The sequence below is a fragment of the Paenibacillus plantarum genome (assembly GCF_013141695.1).
Classification (GTDB): Bacteria; Bacillota; Bacilli; order Paenibacillales; family NBRC-103111; genus Paenibacillus_E; species Paenibacillus_E plantarum.
The window spans coordinates 202,122-225,672 of the sequence record NZ_WHNY01000005.1; the positions used below are offsets into that span (position 1 = coordinate 202,122).

Consider the following 23,551-nt stretch of genomic DNA (forward strand, 5'->3'; position numbering starts at 1 on the left):
GGGACTGTCCAATTGGACAGTCTTTTTTGCCATGCTCAATCAACTGTTATAAACAACGTCACATTGATGGTTTCGGAATATGGTTTATCTCCTGAAATTAGTTTATTGTTCATTCGTCCCTGCCCCCGTATAGTGTTGGTAATCACGATAGAGCAATCTTGGAACATTCGGAGGCAATTTCAATCTTTGAAAGTGATATATAATGAACTCGGCTGCTAGAGGAGGCAAGCGAAATGTCGTTGGAGGATGATTCACTTGAAGGGCTTCATTCAGAGGCCTTCATGATGGAACATAAAGATAAGGATAACTATCCGGTGGCGTTTCATACCCATATCGGGTATGAACTGGTGAGGGTGCAGAGCGGAGAGGCGTGGGTTATTTTAGAGGATGAGGTGATCTCAATTGGGCCAAATAGCTTACTCCTGTTTCAGGGACATATCATTCATAAGGTTAAAAGACGGAGTACGGAGCCCTATGAGCGCGACATGATTCACTTTCTTTCCGATTTCGTACCTGATTGGGACGAGGAGGGGAGTATTTCCATCCGGGATCAACTCGCACAAACTTCGGTACCATATTGTCATCTTCGGTTGTCCGTAGAGGAATCTGAGGTTTGTGAGCGGTTGTTCGCTTCCCTGTACCATGAGCAGAATGAGCCTCACCAATGGGGATGGCGCAAAGCGATTCAATTGCATTTGATGCATTTGTTGCTTCTCATATTCAGGCGGGACAGCAACAAACAGGCGGAAGAGCCTGAACAGCGTTTTATTACGCGAAGCGCGGTCCCTCTCAGCCAGATTATGAAATGCCTAAACCGTATGTGGCGTTCGCCATGCACGTTGGATGCCATTGCAGACGAATTGCATATGAGTAAGTACTATTTGTGCCATTACTTTAAGCGAGAAGTCGGGATGAGTATTCAACAGTATTTGATGCAGCGCAAAGTCAATGAGGCTATGCGACTTTTGTTGCAAACGCATTTAACAATGAAAGAAGTCGGCTATCAGGCAGGGTTTCAGACTCCTTCGCATTTCAGCAAAAAATTCAAGGAGGAACTCGGTCAAACGCCTGAGCAGTTTCGTAAGAAAGCAAGAAAATGGTAGAAATAATAGGGATAGAGGAGGAGATAAGATGTCTGAATTCAATTTGCACTGGCTGACTCCGAGAAAAGCTTCAGAAGCCGCGGTCAGCTTTGGAACACCTTGGGTGAGAGGCGGTTTACTGCCGGGAGAGAGCATCCGATTGCTGGATGAGGCAGGGAACGTAAAGCCAGTCCAGACAAAAATCAATGCATACTGGCCGGACGGCACAGTGAAGTGGCTATTGCATAGTGCTGTGCTGGATACCACGCAGGGGCATCGTATGAGCAAAGGAGAGGGCGCACCTGCAACAAAAAGCCTAATAGCAAGTCAGAACCTCGACGGTACGGTAACTGTGGAAAGTGAACTACTCTCCTGTACGATGGCGACGGGAAATGAGCTGATATCGTCCATAACGCGGAAAACTGAGGGGCAGAGTCATCTTTCAGCACAGTTAATAGCCTTCATTGAAAATAGAGATGAGCAGGAGGATGCAGAGACCGTAACCATTCATAAACTGATCGGGGTTACGAAGAGAATTACTTTGGAAGAGAGCGGGCCTTTGAGAGCTGTTGTGAAAGCAGAAGGGACTCACTCGTACATAAAAGATGGTATGCAGCGCTTTCCTTTCACGATCCGGTTGTACTTCTATGCGGGCAGCGATGAAGTCCGAATTGTGCATAGTTTTATCTATGATGGAGATGAGAACATTGATTTCTTAAAAGGGCTAGCCGTTCAATTTCACATGCAAGCTGGGGGGGAGCTATGGAATCGCCATGTTGGTTTTACCGGAGATACAGGCATGTTCTATGAGGCCGTACAGCCAATTTATATAGGAAAAGACGTTCATCCGCTGTATGAAAAGCAACAAGTAGATGGACAATTTATCACCATCGATCCAGTAAAGGATGAAAAGCTACTGGAGCACGCGAGGGACAACGCTTATTGGGGTAGCTTCCAGTTGCAACAGGATTCCTGTGAGCATTATAGTGTCGTAAAAAGGACGAAGCCAGGTTGTGCCTATATTCCTGCGGTGCAAGGCAATCGCTCCAAGGGAGCGGTCTTCTTTGGCTGTGAGCGAACAATTGTGGCTGTGGGAATCAAGGACTTTTGGCAAAAATGTCCGATGTCGCTTGAGGTCACTGGTGCGGCAGACGATCAACCTGTTCTAACGGTTTGGCTACGGAGCAAAAATGCAGAGGCATACGATTTCAGAGCATACGATACGGTTTCGCATCAGTACTCGTACGGCGATCTGGATAATCATCCACAAGGCATTGCCAATACGAATGAAATGGTGGTCAAGTTGTTCGATTGTATGCCTGGTAAGAAAGCAATACTGAATTTTGCTGAGGATGTGCAGACGGACGCATTGCTGATTACGGACGTAAGTGTTTATGAGCAGACGAATGTCTTTGGCACCTATTGGTGCCAGCCGAAGGAAGAACGCTATCGAACGGAAGGGAACGAGCAGGCGGTGCTCGGTTTTATAGATTTTTATCGACAAGAAATTGAGCAGCGCAAATGGTATGGTTTCTGGGATTATGGCGATGTCATGCACACGTACGATCCAGTGCGCCATTGCTGGCTCTATGATGTGGGAGGCTATGCTTGGCAAAATACGGAGCTATGTAACACGTATGTGAACTGGTTGGCTTTTCTACGAACTGGTGATTATGAAATTTATAGATTTGCCCGAGCGATGACGCGTCATACGAGTGAGGTGGACACCTATCACTTAGGCAAATACGCGATGCTCGGCAGCCGTCACAATGTGCGTCACTGGGGTTGCAAATGGAAGGAAGTTCGGATATCGATGGCTGGCCATCACCGGTTCTTCTATTATTTGACCGGGGATGAGAGGATCGGGGATATCATGGATTTTGTGAAGGATTCCGATTTAGCTCGGCGAGATGATCAGATCGAAGACGAGCTGGGACGCATTCAGGCACGTACGGGACCAGACTGGTCATCCTTCGTGTCCAACTGGATGACACGTTGGGAGAGATTCCAGGATACGGTCTATCGGGATAAAATTTTGACAGGAATACGTAGCCTCAAGAATGCGCCTAATCGGTTATCCTCCGGCTCTCATTTTCTGTACAATTCGCAAACGAGCGAAATGGGCTATATTGGTGAAGGAACCTACCAGTATCATATGGTCGTTTGCTTCGGCGCTCCAGAGATTTGGTTCGAGCTAGTGGAGCTTATCGAAGATGAAGAATTTAAAGACATGCTGGCTCAGTTCGGCAATTACTATGCTATGACACCAGAGGAGCGGCAGGAAGCGTCGTATGGCTTATTCAATGAGAGCAATGACCATGCATGGCGAGGTGAGCGATTTGCCATCCGCATGTTCGCATATGCCGGTTATTGGTACCGTAATGCAGGGCGAATGCAACAGGCGCTGGAGATGCTGAGCCAAGCAGCGGATTCGAGCTCGAATACCCCCGGCCACTTTGACGGAAGCGGCAAGCCAGTGTTCACAATTGTCGCCAACACTGAGTATGTACGCTCCATCCGGGAGGTGAAATATGTAAATACGAACGGCATCTCTCAGTGGAGTTTGAATTATATAGAGACAGCTAGGCTCCGGGAGATGATTGGTGAACAGCAATAAAACAGTCATTTCACTGAATAAAGTTTATAAAACGGAAAATGGTTTATTGTTTGAAGCGTTTACAATAGGTAATTAAAGGTCGGCCTTGACGGGCCGTCTTTTCTATTAATAGGGTATAAACCGAATTCCTGTAACAATACTATTTCCGATTCAAATGGTCGAAAGCCTGCTGTATCAAAGTTTCGGAAATCAGTTTACCTTCTGAAATTAGTTTGTTGTGCAATTGCCCTTGCTCCTCGTATAGTGTGATTATTCACCTGATCCTGATGTCAGGAAGTGCAGGAATATATGACAGCATGAAAACAGAAAAGGAAGAAGGGAAACATATGGATCAAAGTATGACCACACAGCCAAAATCTCAACACGTCATAAAAGTGGCCGTTAAGCGTCGGCGAAAAGGCGCATTCATTAAAGATTACCAATTGTACTTACTTATGATTTTACCAATTGCATATTTCATTCTATTTAAGTATGTACCGATGTATGGAGCAGCAATTGCCTTTCAAGATTACAACATTTTCAAAGGAGTAACTGGTAGCGAATGGGTAGGCTTCGATAACTTTCGCGAACTGTTTGCCATGAGTCAGTTTTATACAGTTGTAAGAAATACATTAATCCTAAACTTGCTAGATCTAATATTTTCCTTCCCTGCCCCAATTATTTTAGCGATATTGTTAAATGAACTACGAGTAGTTTGGTTTAAAAAAGTGGCACAAACGGTTCTTTATCTTCCTCATTTTATTTCCTGGATTATCATTGGTGGGCTTGTTTATCAAATGTTTGCTACAAAAAACGGCTTGATCAACAATTTCATTGAAAGCATTGGGCTTCCTGCTGTTCCGTTTCTGACCGAAAAAACCAATTGGCTTTTCGTCTATCTCGGAACTGGGATCTGGCAAAGTGCAGGCTGGGGAACCATTATATATTTAGCGGCGTTGACTGGCATAAATAAGGAATTGTATGAAGCTTCCGATGTCGATGGTGCAGGACGTTGGAAAAAAATATGGCATATTACGCTACCGGGCATCCGCTCAACGATTGTAGTGATGCTGATTATGCAGCTTGGACATATCATGACAATTGGCTTTGAGCGTCCGTTTGTAATGGGCAATACATTAGTTATGGACTACGCGGAAGTTATTTCCACATTTGTTTATAAAGCGGGTCTGAAATCGGCTCAATTCTCGCTCGCAACAGCAATGGGATTATTTCAGGCTCTAGTTGGACTTGTCTTTGTTGTAGGTGCAAACGCTATAGCTAAGAAGTTTGGAGAGGAAGGATTATGGTAGGAGGAACAAACGTGAAAAATGTGACAGTAATAAATAAACCGAATCGTTTTCGTGTGACCGACGCTTTAATTATGCTGGTTATCGGATTGATACTTCTGGTATGTCTAATGCCTTTTCTACACATTATTGCCATGTCGCTGAGTTCTAAGCATGCAATTCTATCGGACTTAGTGACACTTTTTCCTAGAGAACTGGATTTTAACGCATATGTCATTGTATTCAAAGACGCGAGAATGTTGTGGTCAATGGGATTGACAATTGTTCTGACGGTTACCTTTACGGTAGTGAGTATGATCATGAGCATTTGTGCAGCGTATCCTCTAACGAAAGAACGTCTTAAGGGCAGAAAAGTGTTCATGCTTCTCATTGTGTTTACGATGTTTTTCAGCGGCGGCTTAATCCCCGAATATTTACTGGTAAAACAGCTTGGGATGTTGGACAGTTTGACATCGTTAATCGTTCCGGGTATGATCTCAGCATTTAATTTGATTATCTTACGTACATTTTTTGCTTCTGTACCTGCTAGTCTGGAAGAGTCAGCCTACCTTGATGGCAGCTCACATATTGGGACATTAATTCGCATTATTCTACCACTTTCCATGCCGGCGATCGCCACTCTTAGCTTATTCTATGCAGTGTCAAGATGGAACGGTTTTATGGATGCTTTGTTCTATATAACGAAACCGGAATTATACCCAATCCAGCTTAAGCTGTACCAAGTTGTAATGAACAGTATGGTGACGGATTTAACTGCTCAGGAAGGTGCTTCCCAGATTGAATCTGTACCTGAGAGTATTAAAGCAGCAAGTATTATGTTCGCGACGGCACCAATTTTAATTGTGTATCCTTGGCTTCAGCGGTACTTTGTTTCTGGTGTGATGATTGGAGCGGTGAAAGGCTAAGCATTATACAATGGTGTGAATGGGAAGGAAGTAACAAAAATATGCTGGAAATGTTGAAAAAGGAATTTATGAATCCCCCAGCAGAATTTGGTCCAATACCGTTTTGGTTTTGGAATGATGAATTGTCAGAGAAAGAACTTCTCAGACAGCTCCATGAATTCCATGCCAAAGAAGTTAGCGGTGTAGTGATTCATCCCCGCATGGGATTGTCTCGTGAAACACCATATCTGTCAGAAGCTTATATGGCACTGGTCAAGTCTGTTGTTGCCGAGGCAGCGAAGTTAGGAATGAGTATTATACTATACGACGAGGGGATGTACCCCTCTGGGTCTGCATGCGGACTTGTGGTGAAGCAGAATCCTGCTTACGCCAGTAGAGGTCTGAGAATGGAAGAGCATCCTTGTTCAAGCCAAGGCATCGATCTACCCCTAGTTTGTTCCCAGGGTGAAGTGATTGTTGCTGCGCAAGCTGTACACAAATTATCACAAACTGAGATTGCGCAGGATTCTATAATAAATTTTAATCTTAAACAAGATCGACTTACCTTTATTCCCGCGGATGATGGTGAATGGTCAATACTCTTATTCATTGAAACCAATTCACAGGGAACGATTCGTGGGGTGCATTTCGGACAAGATGATGGAGAGGCTGATGCGCCACTAGCAGCAGACTTATTAAATCCGGAGGCTGTTCAAACGTTTATTACGATTACACATGAGTGTTACTATAAATGGCTTGCACCGCATTTTGGCAAAACGATATTTGCATTCTTTACCGATGAACCTGACTTGCTAGGCCGCGGGCATTTACCTGATTTGAAGCCTTGGACGCACGGTTTTATCAATGAGTTTCTTGCTGGAGGCAACGCATTAATTGACCTGCCTGCTCTTTGGTTTGAGGCTGGTCAGAGGACGCATTGCATACGCAGCACATTCGATGGGACAGTACGGAAGCGTCTTGCCCGTACTTATTACAAACAACTAGCTGATTGGTGTGAAAATCATGGAATTGGTCTTACCGGTCATCCAGCAGCCAGTGATGATATTGGATTATTAGAACATTTTCATATACCAGGACAGGATGTTGTTTGGCGGTATATTGCACCTGAAGTAGGCAATGCCTTAACTGGTCCGCATAGCACGATGGGGAAATGCTCGTCCGATGCAGCACGCCACCGAGGGCGTAGAAGAAACTTAAATGAATGTTTTGGTGCATGCGGCAAAGAAAGTGGTTGGGCGCTAAGTGCCGATAATATGAAATGGTATTTGGATTGGCTGTTTGTTCGTGGTGTCAATATGATTGTGCCGCATGCCTTCTACTATTCCATAGTGGGGGAACGACAGCATGAGCGACCGCCAGATGTTGGGCCTAACAATATTTGGTGGCCGGTTTATAACTCCTTTGCAAGGTACATGAAACGAATGAGCTGGTTAATGACCGACAGCTTCAATTTAGCAGAGATAGCTGTGCTATCACAGGCTGATAACTTGCCATGGCGAATCGTTAAACCATTGTATGAAAATCAGTTGGAGTTCAACTACCTGGAGGAAGAACTGCTTCCTTCGTGCAGAGTTGAGAACGGAATGATTCGATTGGGGAACCAGTTCTACAAAGCCATTCTGATTGAAAATTCAGCTGCATTTGATCCGAAAAGTTTAGACTGGCTTGAGCGGTTTGCTGAGCAAGGTGGTTTTATCGTTGAAATGTCAGACAGTAAGCAACTGGTCAATATCGGACAGGTGCTTATCACGGAAGAGAACGAGTTGGTAATTACACTTAGTTTAGCATTCAAACGAAACAAATTACTGCAACCAACATGTCCAGACATTCGCATCAGCCAAATTGTAAAAGGTGACGTTATTTTTTACGTAATCGTCAATGAGGGCGAAGTTCCATACTTTGGAGAGTTGCATACGGAAATTTTCGGACACGCGGAGATATGGGATCCATGGACAGGTGAAACTTTCACTGGGGCAACCACAATAATGACAAATGGCTGTCGATCCATTGCCTTTTCCATTGCCAGAAGAGGGTGTTTAATCATTGCGATAGATCCTTCTAAGGAAGCTGTTCAAAGAATTAAACCAGACCAGCAATTGGATCACCTAATTGAACAAATAACGATTTCTGGACGTTGGGAAGTACAAGGCGAGCTGATGAATGGTGAGTTACACGTATTACAGTCATGGACAGAATTTGAAGGCATGAGTCAATACTCAGGTAGAATGACATATTCGGCCAACTTTGAACTTCATGAAAATATACAGGACTCTCAGGTTAAACTAGATCTTGGAGATGTACATGAGTTGGCTACAGTATGGGTAAATGGTATAGATGCGGGTACGCGCATGTGGAAACCGTACACATTGGAGATAGGTCATATGGTTCGAAAAGGCATAAATACGCTTCGAATTGAAGTAGTCAATAGTTTGGCGAACCGTCATGATGGTTTGTCGTTACCATCCGGTTTACTCGGTCCCGTAACGATACAGGTACTAGGTAGACAGGTATAGGCGGAATAACATCTCATTTGGTTTTAACCTCTGTAAAGGGGAAAACATATAAAAACAAACATGTAAAGGGGAATTTGTCTATGAAAACATTACAAAGTAAAGTACTAGGAGCTTCTTCCGCGTTGATTCTGCTTGCAGGTTTACTGTCGGCTTGCTCCAGTAGTTCCAAAGATGCATCCTCTAGTCCATCCTCCAGCCCAGCCGCAAGCGCTGCTGCGACGAGCAACGCCAGCAAAGAGCCAGTCACTTTAAAAGTGGAGATATTCGATCGTGGAAATGCACCTGCAGGTGCAGGTCCAGTTGATAACAACTTTTGGACACAATGGATTCAGAAGAATTTCGGCGATCCGAATAACATCAAGCTTCAATTCATTCCGGTTCCTCGAAACCAGGAAGTGGATAAATTAAACGTTTTGATGGCTTCTGGGGATGCTCCTGACATCGTATTCACTTACGATACAACAACCATTAACAATTATGTTAAAAGTGGCGGTTTGACTGATCTTTCCCAATTGATCGAGCAGAATGGCCCGAATTTAAAGAAATTCCTTGGAGACGATGTATTAAAGTATGGAATTTTCAGTGGCAAACAATATACAATTCCAGGAAAGAGAACGCTTCAATTTACTCAATCCTCATACATTCGTAAAGATTGGTTAGATAAATTGGGACTGCCCGTTCCGAAGACAACGGAAGAATTTAATGCAACTTTGAAAGCGTTTAAGGAAAAGGATCCTGGTCAAACAGGCGGCAAAGTAATTCCATACGATTTCAGTGCATTTGACAGTAATGGTATCACATCATCGTTCGTACTTATGAACTCATTTGAGAAAAAAGTTTCCGAGGAAGATAATTATGCACTCTCCACGTCAAACTTTATCCCGGAATTGACTAAACCCGGGTTCAAAGAAGGCGTTCAATTTATGAACAAACTGTATTCAGAAGGTCTAATTAATCCTGACTTTGCACTAGATAAGGACGAAAAGAGTTTCCAAAAAGATGTATCTAACGGACTAGTCGGTTCATTTACGGCTCTAGCTGCGCATAATAACCTGATGGGGAATGGTCAGGTATTTGATACACTTAAGAAAAATGTCCCTGGGGCAGAGTACGTAGCTATGGATCCATTCTTGAATGACGAAGGTAAGTCAATTAAGTCGATCTATGATCCGATTGGTGCCTACCTTATGGTTCCAAAAATGAGCAAACATGCTGCTGAAGCGATCAAGTATCTTGACTGGATGTCTAAACCAGATGTATTGTTCACGTTGCAGAATGGGATAGAAGGCCAACACTATACACTTGAGAATGGCTTCCCAAAAACGATCACAACGGATGAAGCGAAGAAAACGTTCTACAATAACACGGATATTGCAATGATTTCCAACGGGAAAGACTTCGGTTCCAAGGATAAAAATATTGAAGCAGCAACGATTCAATATCCGAACTATAAAGAGTTAGCAAAACAAACAATCATTAACGGATTAAAAGATGGTTTCACGTTGCCGCGTTTTGATCGTCCAATTGATTCCGAAATTAAGTTTGGTAAAACGCTAAAAGATAAAGGTAATGAAGTTGTCGTGAAAAGTATCTTGGCTAAACCAGGAGAATTTTCTAAAATATATGATGCCGGTGTTCAAGAATACCTGAAAATTGGTGGTCAGACTGTTATTGATGAGCGTAGAGCGGCTTACAAGGAAATGAAAAAATAATAATGCGAGAGAAGCCCCCATTCTGAATTGGGGTTTCTCTCTATCTACTCTCGACACATTAGTGAGAAATGCTTAAGTTATTTTTCAAGAGTTTAATAATTCATCAAAATGGAAGCGATTTCAAGTTTTGGGGGAAAATCATTTACTAATAGGATAAACGAGATTGAATTATAGGAGATGTATCTATGTTTAAAAAGATACTTTCATGTTTGCTCAGTGTATTGATTTTGTTTTCAATCATTTCTACGAAACCAGTTGCGACTGTATATGCACAGGAAGATGCTTCAGGGGATGCAAACCTAGGTTTCGAATCAAATTTTGATGGATGGAATGTAACTGGTAATGTTACGAATCAAGCTGATGGAGGTAAACTTGGGAACTATGCTCTGATGAAATCCGGTTCTTCTTTGAAGAAGACAATCAAGGGTATTCCTCAAGGTAGCTACACAGTAAGTATGTGGGTTAAAGGTGCGACCAGTAGCAACTCTGCCAATTTAACAATTAAAGATACTGGCGGCCCTGATTCCGTACTTAAAATTGATACCTTTTTAGACACAAGTACTTGGCGGCAGATCGCTCATAGAAATGTGCTGGTCTACAACGGGCAAATGACTTTAAATATAAATGCGGGATCGTCAAGCGGACTGCAAATTGATGAGGTTACAATAACGCTTGATTCAAACGATAACAATCCGGTGAAGAACTGGGATTTTGAAGGTGGATTGCAAAACTGGGTCACTAAAGGCAACGGAGTTCAAATTGACTCAGCTAATGCCGATACAGGTGGGAATGCAGTAAAGCTAGCGGCTGACTCTGAAGTTAGTCAAAAAGTAACAGTAAAGCCTAATACGGACTATATTGCGACAGTTCGTATGAAAGTGGATAAGCAAGACACGTACAAAACAACCAAACAATACAATATAAGTAATACGAACGTGATTGGTGTTTTGGTTGAGAGAGTAACATTGGGCAATCGTGTTAATCTCGGCGTTAGAGGATTGGATGGCGTTGTTCTGCGTCAGGCTCCTGCCAGTACCGAGGGGTATGCACTGGTCACAATCGCGTTTCATACAGGCGTGAATCAAACAGAGGTTGAGTTGTATGCAAACACGATATTTGATCAAAACTATGTCAAATCTGTTTCCGTCCATGAAAATAAAGATACGGATAAGCCCTATCCAAATGGATGGCAAAGACCCAAATATGAAGAAATTGAAAACGCGCACCCAGCAGATGAATGGACTTCAAATGGAAACCAATTTGCTTATGTTGATAATCTGAATATGTTCGAAATATCTAATGATTATATTAAAGGTGCAGACATGACATTTCTTCAGCCTATTGAGGATGCTGGAGGAAAATATTTCGCGAACGGTGTGCAGCAGGATGCATTGAGGATCCTGTCCAATCATGGTGTTAATTCAATATTGACCACGCTATGGGTCAAGTCAGGAAATCTTGTTTATGACTGGTCTACCTTAACACCTTTATCAACAGAAACAAAAGGTTATGATGGAGAAACGGTTACAGGACGGCAAACGATCCCTGGATATTTCGATAAAAAGCATAGTGTTGCGATTGGCAAACGCGCTAACGAATTAAATATGACCTATACACCTAGTTTCCACTACAGCGACACATGGATAAGTGCAGCCAAGGCACATATGCCGTATGAATGGATTCAAAAAGATTACAATGGGAATCTGTCGAACCCCGATATTCAGATGCTTGAAACTGCAGTGTATAACTATGTACATGATACCCTTTCTGAGATGAAGTCTGAAGGTGTCAATGTAATATCTGTAAAGAATGGAAATGAGCAAGATGGTGGACTTTTATTCCCTGTAGCCATGGGTTCAAATTATAATCAGCATGCTGCAATTATAACCGCTTCTACGCGAGCGGTAAAAGAAATTTACCCTGGTGCTATCGACACCATACACACAAATACAGGATACGATCCTGCCCAAATCACAGGCTTTTTCCAAGCTTTTGCAAATCGTGGAGCTGAATTTGACGGGATGGCTTTTTCACTATATGGTGGGCGAGAAACCACGAACCAATTTGTCATGATGAACGCAGCGATGCAAAATAGTGCAACAAAGTACTATGACTATATTAACGTAGAAACGGGCTTCACATTCACGACATCATCTCCTATAGGTGACACCGAGAGTACCTTGACAATGCCACAATACTATAATGCTACTCCAAATGGACAGTACAATTTCTTATTGGATTATATGCAGGCCCCTCTTGATATCCCTAATCCTTATGGTACAAAAAGAGGATTTTATTATTGGAATACAGAGGCGATTGCCATCTACGGAGCTGGCGCTAAAGCAGGAGAAGGCCCAGGTGGCAGCAAACGTACGATGTTCAACAATGGAACAGATAGCATTAAGGAAATGGGGAGCACTCTGAACGGTAAATCAGGTGATATGATGGATAGTATGTATGCTTACCTCATCAGGGGAAACACAAAAAAAGCATCGAATACCATTTATAATCCACTGCGATACAACGGAACTAATTACGATGTAGGCGAAGCCACCAACTTATCATTTCTAAATGCAAACATATCACTGAAAGTTGGCAAGGTAAGTCGATTACAGCCTACAATCGCGCCATTGGATAAATTACTCAAAGATTATACGATTCATTACACTTCTAATAATCCTAGCGTGGCTGAGATATCTGACACTGGTTTTGTTACAGGCAGATCTGCAGGAACAGCCGTAATCACTGCGACAATAGGGAATGTCACAACAACAGTGTCTGTGACAGTTAGTGATGCAGATACGACAAGTGGGATGTCTATCACCTATGACATCATTAGAGGTGGAAGCAGTGTTGGTACTGGGACAATAACACCAGGAAGTACAATCAATGCAAAACCCTATGATAAGATAAAGTTTAAAAGTGCTTTTGCGGGTAATCCCACGAAGAAGGCAGTTGTATATACGGTATCGGATCCCAATATTGCCTGGTGGTACGGAGATACTTGGCAGACCGATGACAGGACAATGCGTACACTTTCAGATAAGCTTTCAACCGCCAATTATGAACCTGTTGTACAGCTAAATCCAATTAAAGGCGGAACGGCGACTATCACTGCTGCATCAGATGATGGAGCAAGCAGTGTGAATTTCAATGTAACCGTAACTCAAATAGATGTTACCCAAGTATCGATTAGTGGAGGAAATCGTTCTGTTCTCGCCGGTAAAAGCTTACAGCTAACGGCTTCTGTAACACCTAATGATGCCTCATTTAACAAGGTGTACTGGAGTAGTAGTGACGAAAGTATTGCCAAAGTGGATTCAAAAGGATTCGTTACTGCCATTAAACCTGGCACCACAGCCATTAAGATTATATCTGATTCAAATCCTGCTATAACAGCTTCCATAACCCTTACTGTAACTGACGTGCTAGTTGAAAAACTACTGCTCTCAAACAGCAAAATAGGACTTCCTGTTGGAGGTACTAAGACCCTCGTCTATTTAGCGCAGCCAGATAATGCCGTGAATAAAGCTGTTACATGGAGTGTGAAGCCAGGTAATGAGGGTATTATATCTGTAGATCAGCATGGCGTAGTGACGGGGCTTCAGGCTGGTACCGGAACAGTAATTGTTACTTCGACTGACGGTAGTCATGTGACTGCAGAATGTATTGTAAAAGTCGTGGAAGGATCGATAGCTGCAACTAGTATGGAGTTGTCAAAAAGTGAGATATGGGTTAAATCCAACTATTTCTCTCCCGATTCTGCTGTAAAAGGAGACAGTAAACCTGTAAATAAGCTGGAAGCCATATTTGCACCAGAGGAAGCAACAAATACAGGTGTAGTCTGGTCTTCGAATAATGGTGCAGTCGCAACTGTTGATACGAACGGAATTATCACAGCACATAAACCAGGCGTGGCAGTAATAACTGCTACTTCTATAGAAGGTAGCTTTTCGGATAGTGCAACAATCTATGTACCCCAAATCAGTGAGGATTGGGAAAACTATGGCATAGCTTCTAAGGGTGGATTTACAGATGGCAACACGTTTACTTATCAAGTAGTTGACGCATCTGGCAATAAAAAACTTCAGGCGGCTGTAAGTAGTAAAGCAGGATCTGCGACTTCTCTAAGCCGTAGAACGTTCACTCCGGTAAGTGGCGATGAAGTTGTTGTAGATTTTGATTGGAATGTAGGTTCTTTTACGGCGGATAACCGTTCCAGAGGCGCAAATATTTCAATCGAGGATACAAATGGGAATACGTATCTGGCATTAGCAACATTCCCTGCAGTTTCTGGGACTGATTATGAAATGACGTATTACTTCAATAAAACGAATAACTCAACGGCTATGCCAACAAAGAATAATGATGTAAATGGAAGTTTTAACTACATTCACGGTGGCGGCGGAGTTGGTGGAACTTATTCGGATACTATAAATGTAGGTACGGGCTTAAAAGGAGCGAATAAGGAGTACAATGTAAGGCTGGTTCTGGATTTTAAACATAGAACGATAAGCTTTACAGTGACAAATAAGAATGACCCTAGCATTACTTCTACCGTATCGGGATTAGCAATGGATTCCAGGGTAAGTTATTCAAATAGCTTTGGCGCGATTGCATTTTCACATTATTTCAACTCTTCTGCATCATGGACCACGACGATTGATAATTTGTCGGTGTACAAGACATCCATTCAAGCTGAAAAGATTGACCTTGATGTGGAGGGGATAAATGCGAACGAGAGTCAAGGAATAAAACTGGTACCAGTCAAGGATGCACTGAGTGCTACGGCGAAGATTAATGCTCGTGTGCTTCCAGCAGCAGCTGATCAGCGTATGTTATTTACACCGTTGGGTGATTTAGCGGGTACTGTATCTGTTGATACTTATGGAAATGTATCCATAAATCCAACTTCATTGGTCAACTATGGGAATTATGAAGCTATTCAAAGTGCTACTGGCTACATTCGAGTTTCATCCGTCAGTGCGCCTGACGTATATACTGATGTTAAACTCACAATAGGTAAGCCAAATGCATCTGAAATTCTTCAAGTATATGTGGACGGCGAGGAGTATTCAGATCCAGTAGTATTGGAGCAAGATGCAACTCCTACATTATCCTATATTGCCTCTGGTGGGGATGGGGTTTCAGATGTATATGCTTATAACTGGCAGGTTACATCAGGTAATGCTCAGATCGATGTCAACGGTAAGTTATCTGCAATGACACCTGGAAATGTCACCGTTACATTTACAATTGACTTATTCAGGAAGCAAGAAGTGCGTACATTAGAATTTAAATATGCAGAGGCAATCTCTATTCCATCGGTTCCTACAGATCTAAGTGCTACGGCGACGAGTATGAATAGTATCGAGATAAACTGGAGTGAGGCCAGTGGAGCTGTGAGCTACAATGTATATCGTTCAACTTCTGCTGATGGGAACAATGTCAAGTTGAATAGTGTTCCAATAACAGGAACGATTTATACTGATTCAGGCTTAACTGCAGACTCGATCTACTATTATAAGGTTTCGTCAGTTAACACAGCAGGTGAATCTGTTAAGTCGTCTGTAGTGTCTGCAAGGACTTTATTGCTACCGCCAGTCGTTGTTAGTGTGACAGGTGTTAGTGTGATATCGCCAATGGTAATTCTGTTAGAAGGTGAGACTTCCCAATTAACAGCTTCACTATCGCCGCAGAATGCAACCAATAAAGCTGTGACCTGGAGTTCTAGCAACACAAACATAGCGGAGATTAGTCCCAGTGGTGTCATAACTGCAAAGCAAGTAGGTACAACGGTTGTAACAGTTACTTCCGTTGACGGCTCTTACACTGCAACTGCTCAAGTAACGGTAAATGCAGTGCCTCCTGTAACTACGACTTCATATCGATTGACAGGGCCGAGTTCCATACAGACAGGAGAAACCTTCCAGCTTACTTACGGGCTAGCGAATGTCATTGGTAACGTATATGCCAAGTCAGTTACGGTTAATTACAATCCGAATGATATTGAGTACGTAAATGTGAGTTCCTTGCTTAATGGCTTTAACGTGGTGGGAAGCACGAATGGTTTAGGCACAGTAAAAATCATCGAAGCTAGTACTGGTTCGACAAGCGCAGTTACTGGCACGTTGGATTTACTCTCACTTACATTTCGGGCATTGAACCAGTCGGTTACTACCAATGTCTATATGAACGGCATAGTCTTGGGTGATCAATTTGGGAACGAGATGACGGTGAGTAGCGGTAGCGGACATACGATAAACATCGTTGCTCCAGCTCCAGTGAACAAGGCAGATTTGATAACCATCATGGCGGATGCTACTAATACCATCACAAACGCTAAGGTTTTGAATCCGGCGGCACCTCGTTTTGGTTATTATTCACAGAGCGCTATTGACGTACTTAACGCTGCAATCGCGACAGCCAAAGTGGTATTTGATCAAAGTAATGCCACTCAGACTCAGGTGGATCAGGCACGAGATGCACTCTCTCAGGCACTGACCGGGTTTCGCGCTTCGGCCAGTCAGACTGCTGGAGTAGGTGATGTAGCATTAATTTCAGCAAATTATCATGCGACTAGTAGCTCCGCGAATTGGCAATCGCTCCAAAAATATGATTTAAATCAAGACGGAACACTAGATTTATTTGACCTTGTCTCCATGGCACAGCGAATACTGAACTAACAACATTTAACGGATGGGAGAAGATAGATGTATCTCCCATCCGAAGCTTATTTTGGGGGATCCAATATGAAACGTTATCTTCAAGTGGTTTGTCTTGCTTTCTTGTTGTTGGCATCTATGCTACCAGTCTCGTATGCAGAACAAGTATCAAATACATTCGAATTGCAATCATCCTCGGGTAATGTCCAATCAGGAGAAAATATTACGATTACCGTTAGGGGGAAATCACTCGCGGATGTCTATGGTGCTGAAATGGAGCTTGCTTATGATAGTGCAAAGTTACAGTATACAGGGTATTCCAGTGCTTTAATTGGAGAGGCTTTTGTAAGAGAGCCTGAAATTGTTAATAATAAGATTAGTCTTGTATTTACACTTACAGGTCGCAGAGCAGGGCTAAACGGAGATAAGGATTTGTTTACAATTACGTTCAAAGCAGTGGGAAATGGTAATGCATCCATAGGCTTGCTTTCATTGTCCTTACTGAACAGTCAACCTCAGCCGCAGTCTTTGGTGGGAGTGATGGGCGGGGAAGTTAAGATAACTGTAACATCTACAAGCCCAAGCCCAAGCCCAAGCCCAAGCCCAAGCCCAAGCTCAAGCCCGAGCCCAAGCCCAAGCCCAAGTCCGAACTCTAATTTGGATGTCATCACGCTTGAAGCGGAACCTACGGAAAAGGGAATTATTTCTGTAGGTGTTAAGCCAAATGAACTCCTTGAAGCATCCGAACACGCGAAAAATGGATCCGTACTCATTGACATCGTTTCGAAACCAAAAACTAGAGAAGTGCAGGTTAGCTTACCAGCAGCCGAGTGGCTCCAAGCAGCCTCTCAATCAGGCCATTCAGATTCGATAAAAATACAAACAGGCATGGCGACGATAATCTTAGAAAGCAAGGTGCTTCAGAACGTTCAGGTTTCCGAAAGCTCCAATCTAGTGTTCACAGTAGCCAAAGTAGATCCTGCAACGCTTTCATCGGAAGTGAGGCAAAAAACGGGCTCTCAGCCAGTCTATGATTTTAATTTGATGTTAGATGGACAAAGGCTGACAAGCTTTAATGGCGAGGTTAAGGTTGAAATTCCTTATGTACTTGGTCCAAGCGAGAAACCGAATCAAGTTGTAATCTACTTCCTTAGAGATGATGGCAAGCTAGAAATTGTACGAAATGCTAAATATAATGCGTCAACACACATGGTTACGTTTAAACCAAATCATTTTAGCAAATATGTGGCGTACCATTCTACGGCGTTTTTCAAGGATATGGCCGGATATGCATGGGCTAGTGAAGGCGTTCTTGGATTGGCTGCACGTGAAATAATTGATGGCAGAAGCGAGGGGTACTATGTACCTGAAGGTCAGGTGACAAGAGGGGAGTTTGTAAAACTCCTTGTCCAGCTATTCGAGCTAGAGGATAAGACAGCTACTTCTGTTTTTTCGGATGTCGTGCAGAATGCTTGGTACTACAGCTCCATTGCCTCTGCCCAAAAAGCAGGTTTAGTACAAGGTAAGGATGATGGGACTTTCGGGGTAAATGACCAGATCAGCCGTGAAGATATGGCTGTGCTTATTTTCCGGGTTTCCAAGCTGTTAGGAATAGCAAGTGACTTACCATTAAGCATGAACAACATAACAACTAAATTTAAAGATTTGGATTTAGTGTCCGACTATGCGAGAGATGCCGTCTCCGCGTTACAGTATTCAGGTCTAATGAACGGGACGACCGAGGGTTATTTTACTCCCAAGAGCCCATCTACTAGAGCACAAGCTGCAGCTGTCTTGTATAGATTGTTTCAAGACAATAATTGAATTTCAAGAAATATGATAAAGAATTATGGTGCAACCCGTAAATTCTTTGCGGAGACTGGAATAACTTAGCGGCCTTAGTCCTCAGTTTCAATAGACTGAGGCCGTTTATATTTGTAGCAAAGTCGAAGAAATTAAGTTTGATATCCAAACCTTTCATGTGACGGAGAACGGACATTCCCTGTTTTTTAATTTATGAAGGAAATGATTGATAACAGAAAAATGTTTGTCCAACAGAAAGGAGTTTATTGCCAAAATAAGTAACTTAATCCTATAGTTTGAAAGTGCGCAGCAGGATCGACACCGAGGAAGCCTAGCCGATGCGCTCATCTTTATAAAGAGAGGAGGGCATTGTAAGGATCAGAAGCAATGATTCACTTTCATTTATTTAATAATTTATTAATGGAGGGAAGAACAAAATGAACCAAGGAAAGAGCTTACAACAACGTGTACCTTTCTTAAGCTTCCTATTTCTCTTTATGATGGCATGCTTCATCGGTGGTACGTCTGCTAGTGCAGCTAGTCAAAAGTTGACAAATGATGTTTTTTGGAAGGATACATCAGGAAATCCTATATATTCACAGGGCGGTGGAGTTCTCAAAGTCGGCAGCAAGTATTATTGGTATGGTGTGAAATATAATGGTGCCGTCACATATTACAATAATCCCACTTCGCTCAACAGTGATGCGAGTTTTAATGCAATAACTTGCTATTCCTCAACAGACTTGGTGAATTGGAAATTCGAAGGTAATGTTGTGACAGCAGCGTCAGACGGTTCGACTTGGGACACCGATTGGGTGGGAAGAATTGGTGCTGCGTACAACAGTACGACACAGAAATACGTATTGGTTATGCAGTATCAAGGTCCTAATGGTAAGGGGACAGCATTTGCGACTAGTAGCACACCTACGGGGGCGTTTACTTACGACCACGTGCAAACGACCATTACTAATGTTGTAAATGACCGTACGGGCGATCAAGCGGTGTTTAATGACGATGACGGAAAAGCTTATCTTGTGTTCAGTAATGCAGGAGGTCGTGCAAACGTATACATTTCTCCATTACGCACCTCAGATTATCTAAACGTGGAACCGGCGACTCAGATTTTTAATGTCTCTGCTGGGCGGGAAGGTAATGCTATGTTTAAATATAACGGTGTTTACTACGTTTGCGGCTCCGACCTACATGGTTGGAATGCCTCCCAAACGTACTGTATTTCTTCGACGAACATTTATGGTCCTTACTCAAGCGAGTTTGTTATGGGTAATACAAACAAGGATTTTTCTCATGTGACTCAAACGGGATTGTTCGTAAATGTACAGGGAACAGCGGGGACGACTATTTTGTTTGGAGGAGATCGTTGGAGCGACTTTGCTGGGAATGGAATTGGTTATAATCAATGGATGCCTCTATCTTTCAACGGGACAACGCCAAGTATGAATTCGTTAAGTGAATTTAATATAGATGCAGCGACAGGAACTTGGAGTACAAGCAGCGGAAATAACTATGTACTAAATCCAAGCTATGAGGCGGATCGCGTTTCTCAAAATAGTTTGGCGGGATGGCAAACGTGGACAAATGCTTCAACGAATCCCAATGCGAATGTACTCGGTGGACACTCGGGTCGGTGGGCTGCGAAGCAAACCGGATCTGCAGCGTATAGTGCCACCCGTTATCAGGACATTACCAATTTGCCGAACGGCACGTATACACTCAAGACATGGGTAAAAAGCAGTGGAGGCCAGACGAGCGCTTACATTTATGTAAGTAACTATGGTGGGTCGGAGCTAAGATACAATGTCAACTCCGTGATTAGCAGTTGGATGCAGATTACGATCCCGAATATTAACGTTACGAACGGATCAGTACGGATTGCTCTTTACTCAGTCGCAAATGCAGGGAATTGGGTTTCTGCTGATGATTGGTCATTAATTAAGAACTAAATGGTTATAATAAGAGCATCTGGTTTGCTTAATGTGCAGACCAGGTGTTTTTCTATTAATAAGTATTCCTCCAATGTCTATTTCTGAAATTGGTTAATCGAACAGAAATCAGTTTATTGCGTTAAAGCTTCTCAAGTCGTATAGTTTAAATACTTCTAGATAACTACTCGGAATAAGCAGAATCGAACTCATGCTGCCTGATATGTTATAGTATTAAAAAAAGCTGCAAAACAGGGTGAGCCAACCATGAAAAACAATACCTATATCAAACGCATGATGTTTTCATATCTTCCGATTTTATTTTTAACAATTTCAATTTTAATTTCTATTTTCGTGACTGTACTTAATGAACTCAATGTTCGTAATGCTATTCAAGCTAATAAGGTTACCACGGAATATATTAGCAATATGATTGATAATACGCTGAAAACGATTGACGCAGATGTCCGTAAAGTTATTCAGTCGAATAGTGATTTGCAAGCGTTTTTAGAGATGCCATCTGATCGTCTGCTCAATTATTCAGCCTCGAATTTGCTGAGAGATATGATGGTTTCGCATAATTTTATTGATTCAATCTACCTGTATAGAGCGAAAGATCGTTTTGTGCTGGATCAAAGCATGATTCGTTCCATGGATGTATTTCCCGATCAGGGATATATTACGGAATTATTAGAACAGCCTTATCCTATTAATTGGTCTTCTCCTAGAGTAAAGAATAATGACAATAAGACGAAACTAAGGGTAATTTCGTTAGGACGAAAAATCCCATTGGAATCAGCAAGCCTTGGCTATATGATCATTAATGTTAATTTAAATGCTGTGAACAATTTTGTCGATAGTATGCTTGATCGTACGATTACAGATGCTCAAATATATGATGCGCAAAAACAACCTTTTTTCACAGACGTTCATGTTGAGGGTAAGGATACTACTCGCGTACGCGGAGAAATTACTTCAGATTATACAGGTTGGACATACCAGACTGAAATTAAAGGCAGCCGATTGTACAGCGTGCTGCTTCACGGTAATATGGTGTGGATTTTTGCTGTATTAGGTGCAATTGTCTTAGCGATTGGCTCAACCTTCTATGTAACGCGTAGGAGCTACAGGCCAATCGAAGCGATTTTACATCGTATTGACCGCTTTTCTACGACAATCATGTCGAACGACATCAATACCGATAAGAATGAGTTTGCATTTATTGATCAAGCAATTGAGAGACTGATAACGAATAATATGGTATTTCAAGAAAAACAAGAAGAGAACTTAACTATTCGCAAACAACAATTCTTACAAAATTTGTTAAATGGCGAATATGCAGAAAATCAGGCAGTTTGGAAGTTGGAAAGTGAACGGTATGCAATAAGAGAAGACAGTCGATTTATCGCTGCTATTCTTGAAATTGATAATTATGTCCATTTTTGCTTGAGATATAATCCTAAAGATCAGTCACTTTTTAAATTTGTGATCAGCTCTGTCGCAGTGGAGTTTTCAGAACAATGTCAGCAACAAGTTATAATTGAGTGGGTATCCAAGAGTCGTCTAATATTACTCTTTTTTTCGCAAGAGGAATTTGATTTTGAGCACCAAATGTTAAAAATGATGGAACAGATTCGAGCTTGGATTGAAGGGCATCTTGATTTTACCGTAACGATCGGCATTGGGACAATGGTCGATGATGTTGCTCTGGTTCGCCAAGCTTATCAGGAGGCAGGACTAGCAGTTAGCCGCAAAGTTACGCTTGGTACGAATCAAATTATTGACACAGTTGATGGCGGAGAGAAATTAACAGATGAGTGGTTCGCCTATTTGCAGTTAATTCAAGGGACTGTGCTTCAACTTCGTATGGCAGAAAACGGATGGAGCAATAATTTCACTAAGCTGTTTGATGAAATGAGAACCCACCAATTGCAGAGAGAAGATATTCAACGTTTACTTGAATACTTCATTTTTCAGTTAGAACGAGAGTTAGTAGGGATGGCCTCTGATATTAGTTCATACTGGCGAGACCATTTGAAAGTAGTGATGTTACAAAGCTTGGCGGAAATAGAGACACTACAAAAGATTGAGGTGGAGTTTCGGAATGCATTGCAGGGGCTGGTTGAGCAACTGCATGAGAACTCACAAAATCGCAGGCATCACGCCTTGCTAAAAGACATTCGCAGTTACGTGGATGAGAATTTTACGGATCCTAACTTATCTTTAACTTTCCTGAGCGATCGTTTTCAAGTAAATTCCAAGTATCTTAGCCAATTGTTTAAGGAAGAACTTGGCGAGAACTTCAGTGACATTCTGATATCGCTTCGAATCGATTATGCGAAAAAGCTTCTGGAAGAAACGCAAGATACAGTTCAAGATATATCGGTTAGCGTTGGCTATACAAATTCCATATCTTTCAGTCGTATTTTCAAAAAAAGCGTTGGCTTAACCCCTGGCCAGTATAGGGATTCGCGCTTCTCGTAAATGCTGTAGACGCGACTGACTTGAATGTTAGAAGTCCACCAACAGCTGTGGGATTTTTACTTATTATCAACATCAACAATGATTAGTAACAAACCTTAAAGAGACCCTCATCCGAGGGTCTCTTTTTATAAGGGTAGTATTGTATAAATACGAGGTGCGCGAACGTATCCTTCGAAGTCGCTGCGGTTGCTGCTGAAAAATTTCACAGTTGGTATCCATAATAGATCCAGTAAGTGAAAGTAAGTTCTATTAATTATAACCTAAAACTAAAACCGTAAACCTTCATTTATGTGGAGGTTATTTAACTTGGAGATATGGATGATTTACGGAAAAATGATAATAAACGGAAAAAGGTTTATTGAAATACACAAAATTTTATGTCTTAATTGGTATCGAAGTTCGATACAATACGGGGTGGTTAGTTTTGTTGGTTATAAAATGAGACGATCAAAGAGTATTTGAACAACGAGTCAATTTGATTGTTACATTTTGAGGAGGTGATGGAATAAATCAGGGTTTATAATGTTCCTGTTTTAATTGTAAG

Annotated in this window: 10 protein-coding genes; all 10 read left to right on the plus strand. The window is 42.2% G+C overall.

The features are described 5' to 3' along the window. The first annotated feature begins 233 nt into the window (after positions 1-233). The 10 genes from GC096_RS02160 (at position 234) to GC096_RS02205 (ending at position 23,007) form a co-directional block, all read left to right on the plus strand. Positions 234-1,103, plus strand: a complete 870-nt coding sequence (locus GC096_RS02160; RefSeq protein ID WP_171628664.1) for a helix-turn-helix transcriptional regulator — start codon at positions 234-236, stop codon at positions 1,101-1,103. Between the two features lie 28 nt (positions 1,104-1,131). Continuing rightward, positions 1,132-3,699, plus strand: a complete 2,568-nt coding sequence (locus tag GC096_RS02165; RefSeq protein ID WP_171628665.1) for an exo-rhamnogalacturonan lyase family protein — start codon at positions 1,132-1,134, stop codon at positions 3,697-3,699. A gap of 434 nt (positions 3,700-4,133) precedes the next feature. Continuing rightward, entirely contained in the window at positions 4,134-4,988 is an 855-nt protein-coding gene (locus tag GC096_RS02170; RefSeq protein WP_246302532.1) for an ABC transporter permease, read from the plus strand. Between the two features lie 71 nt (positions 4,989-5,059). Next, positions 5,060-5,890, plus strand: a complete 831-nt coding sequence (locus GC096_RS02175) for a carbohydrate ABC transporter permease (RefSeq protein ID WP_246302533.1) — start codon at positions 5,060-5,062, stop codon at positions 5,888-5,890. Between the two features lie 41 nt (positions 5,891-5,931). Next, positions 5,932-8,403 carry a glycosylhydrolase-like jelly roll fold domain-containing protein gene (locus tag GC096_RS02180; protein WP_171628667.1) on the plus strand — a complete coding sequence of 824 codons (2,472 nt, stop codon included), beginning with the start codon at positions 5,932-5,934 and terminating at the stop codon, positions 8,401-8,403. A gap of 80 nt (positions 8,404-8,483) precedes the next feature. Further along, positions 8,484-10,115, plus strand: coding sequence for an extracellular solute-binding protein (locus GC096_RS02185; RefSeq protein WP_171628668.1), 1,632 nt, complete (start codon positions 8,484-8,486; stop codon positions 10,113-10,115). A 185-nt stretch (positions 10,116-10,300) separates the two neighbouring features. Continuing rightward, positions 10,301-16,801 carry an Ig-like domain-containing protein gene (locus GC096_RS02190; protein WP_171628669.1) on the plus strand — a complete coding sequence of 2,167 codons (6,501 nt, stop codon included), beginning with the start codon at positions 10,301-10,303 and terminating at the stop codon, positions 16,799-16,801. Between the two features lie 66 nt (positions 16,802-16,867). Then, complete coding sequence (locus GC096_RS02195) at positions 16,868-18,604, plus strand: S-layer homology domain-containing protein (RefSeq protein WP_171628670.1); 1,737 nt, start codon at positions 16,868-16,870, stop codon at positions 18,602-18,604. Positions 18,605-19,020: 416 nt separating this feature from the next. Then, complete coding sequence (locus tag GC096_RS02200; RefSeq protein WP_246302519.1) at positions 19,021-20,544, plus strand: family 43 glycosylhydrolase; 1,524 nt, start codon at positions 19,021-19,023, stop codon at positions 20,542-20,544. A gap of 246 nt (positions 20,545-20,790) precedes the next feature. Next, positions 20,791-23,007, plus strand: coding sequence for a helix-turn-helix domain-containing protein (locus GC096_RS02205; RefSeq protein ID WP_171628671.1), 2,217 nt, complete (start codon positions 20,791-20,793; stop codon positions 23,005-23,007). Positions 23,008-23,551: the final 544 nt, after the last annotated feature.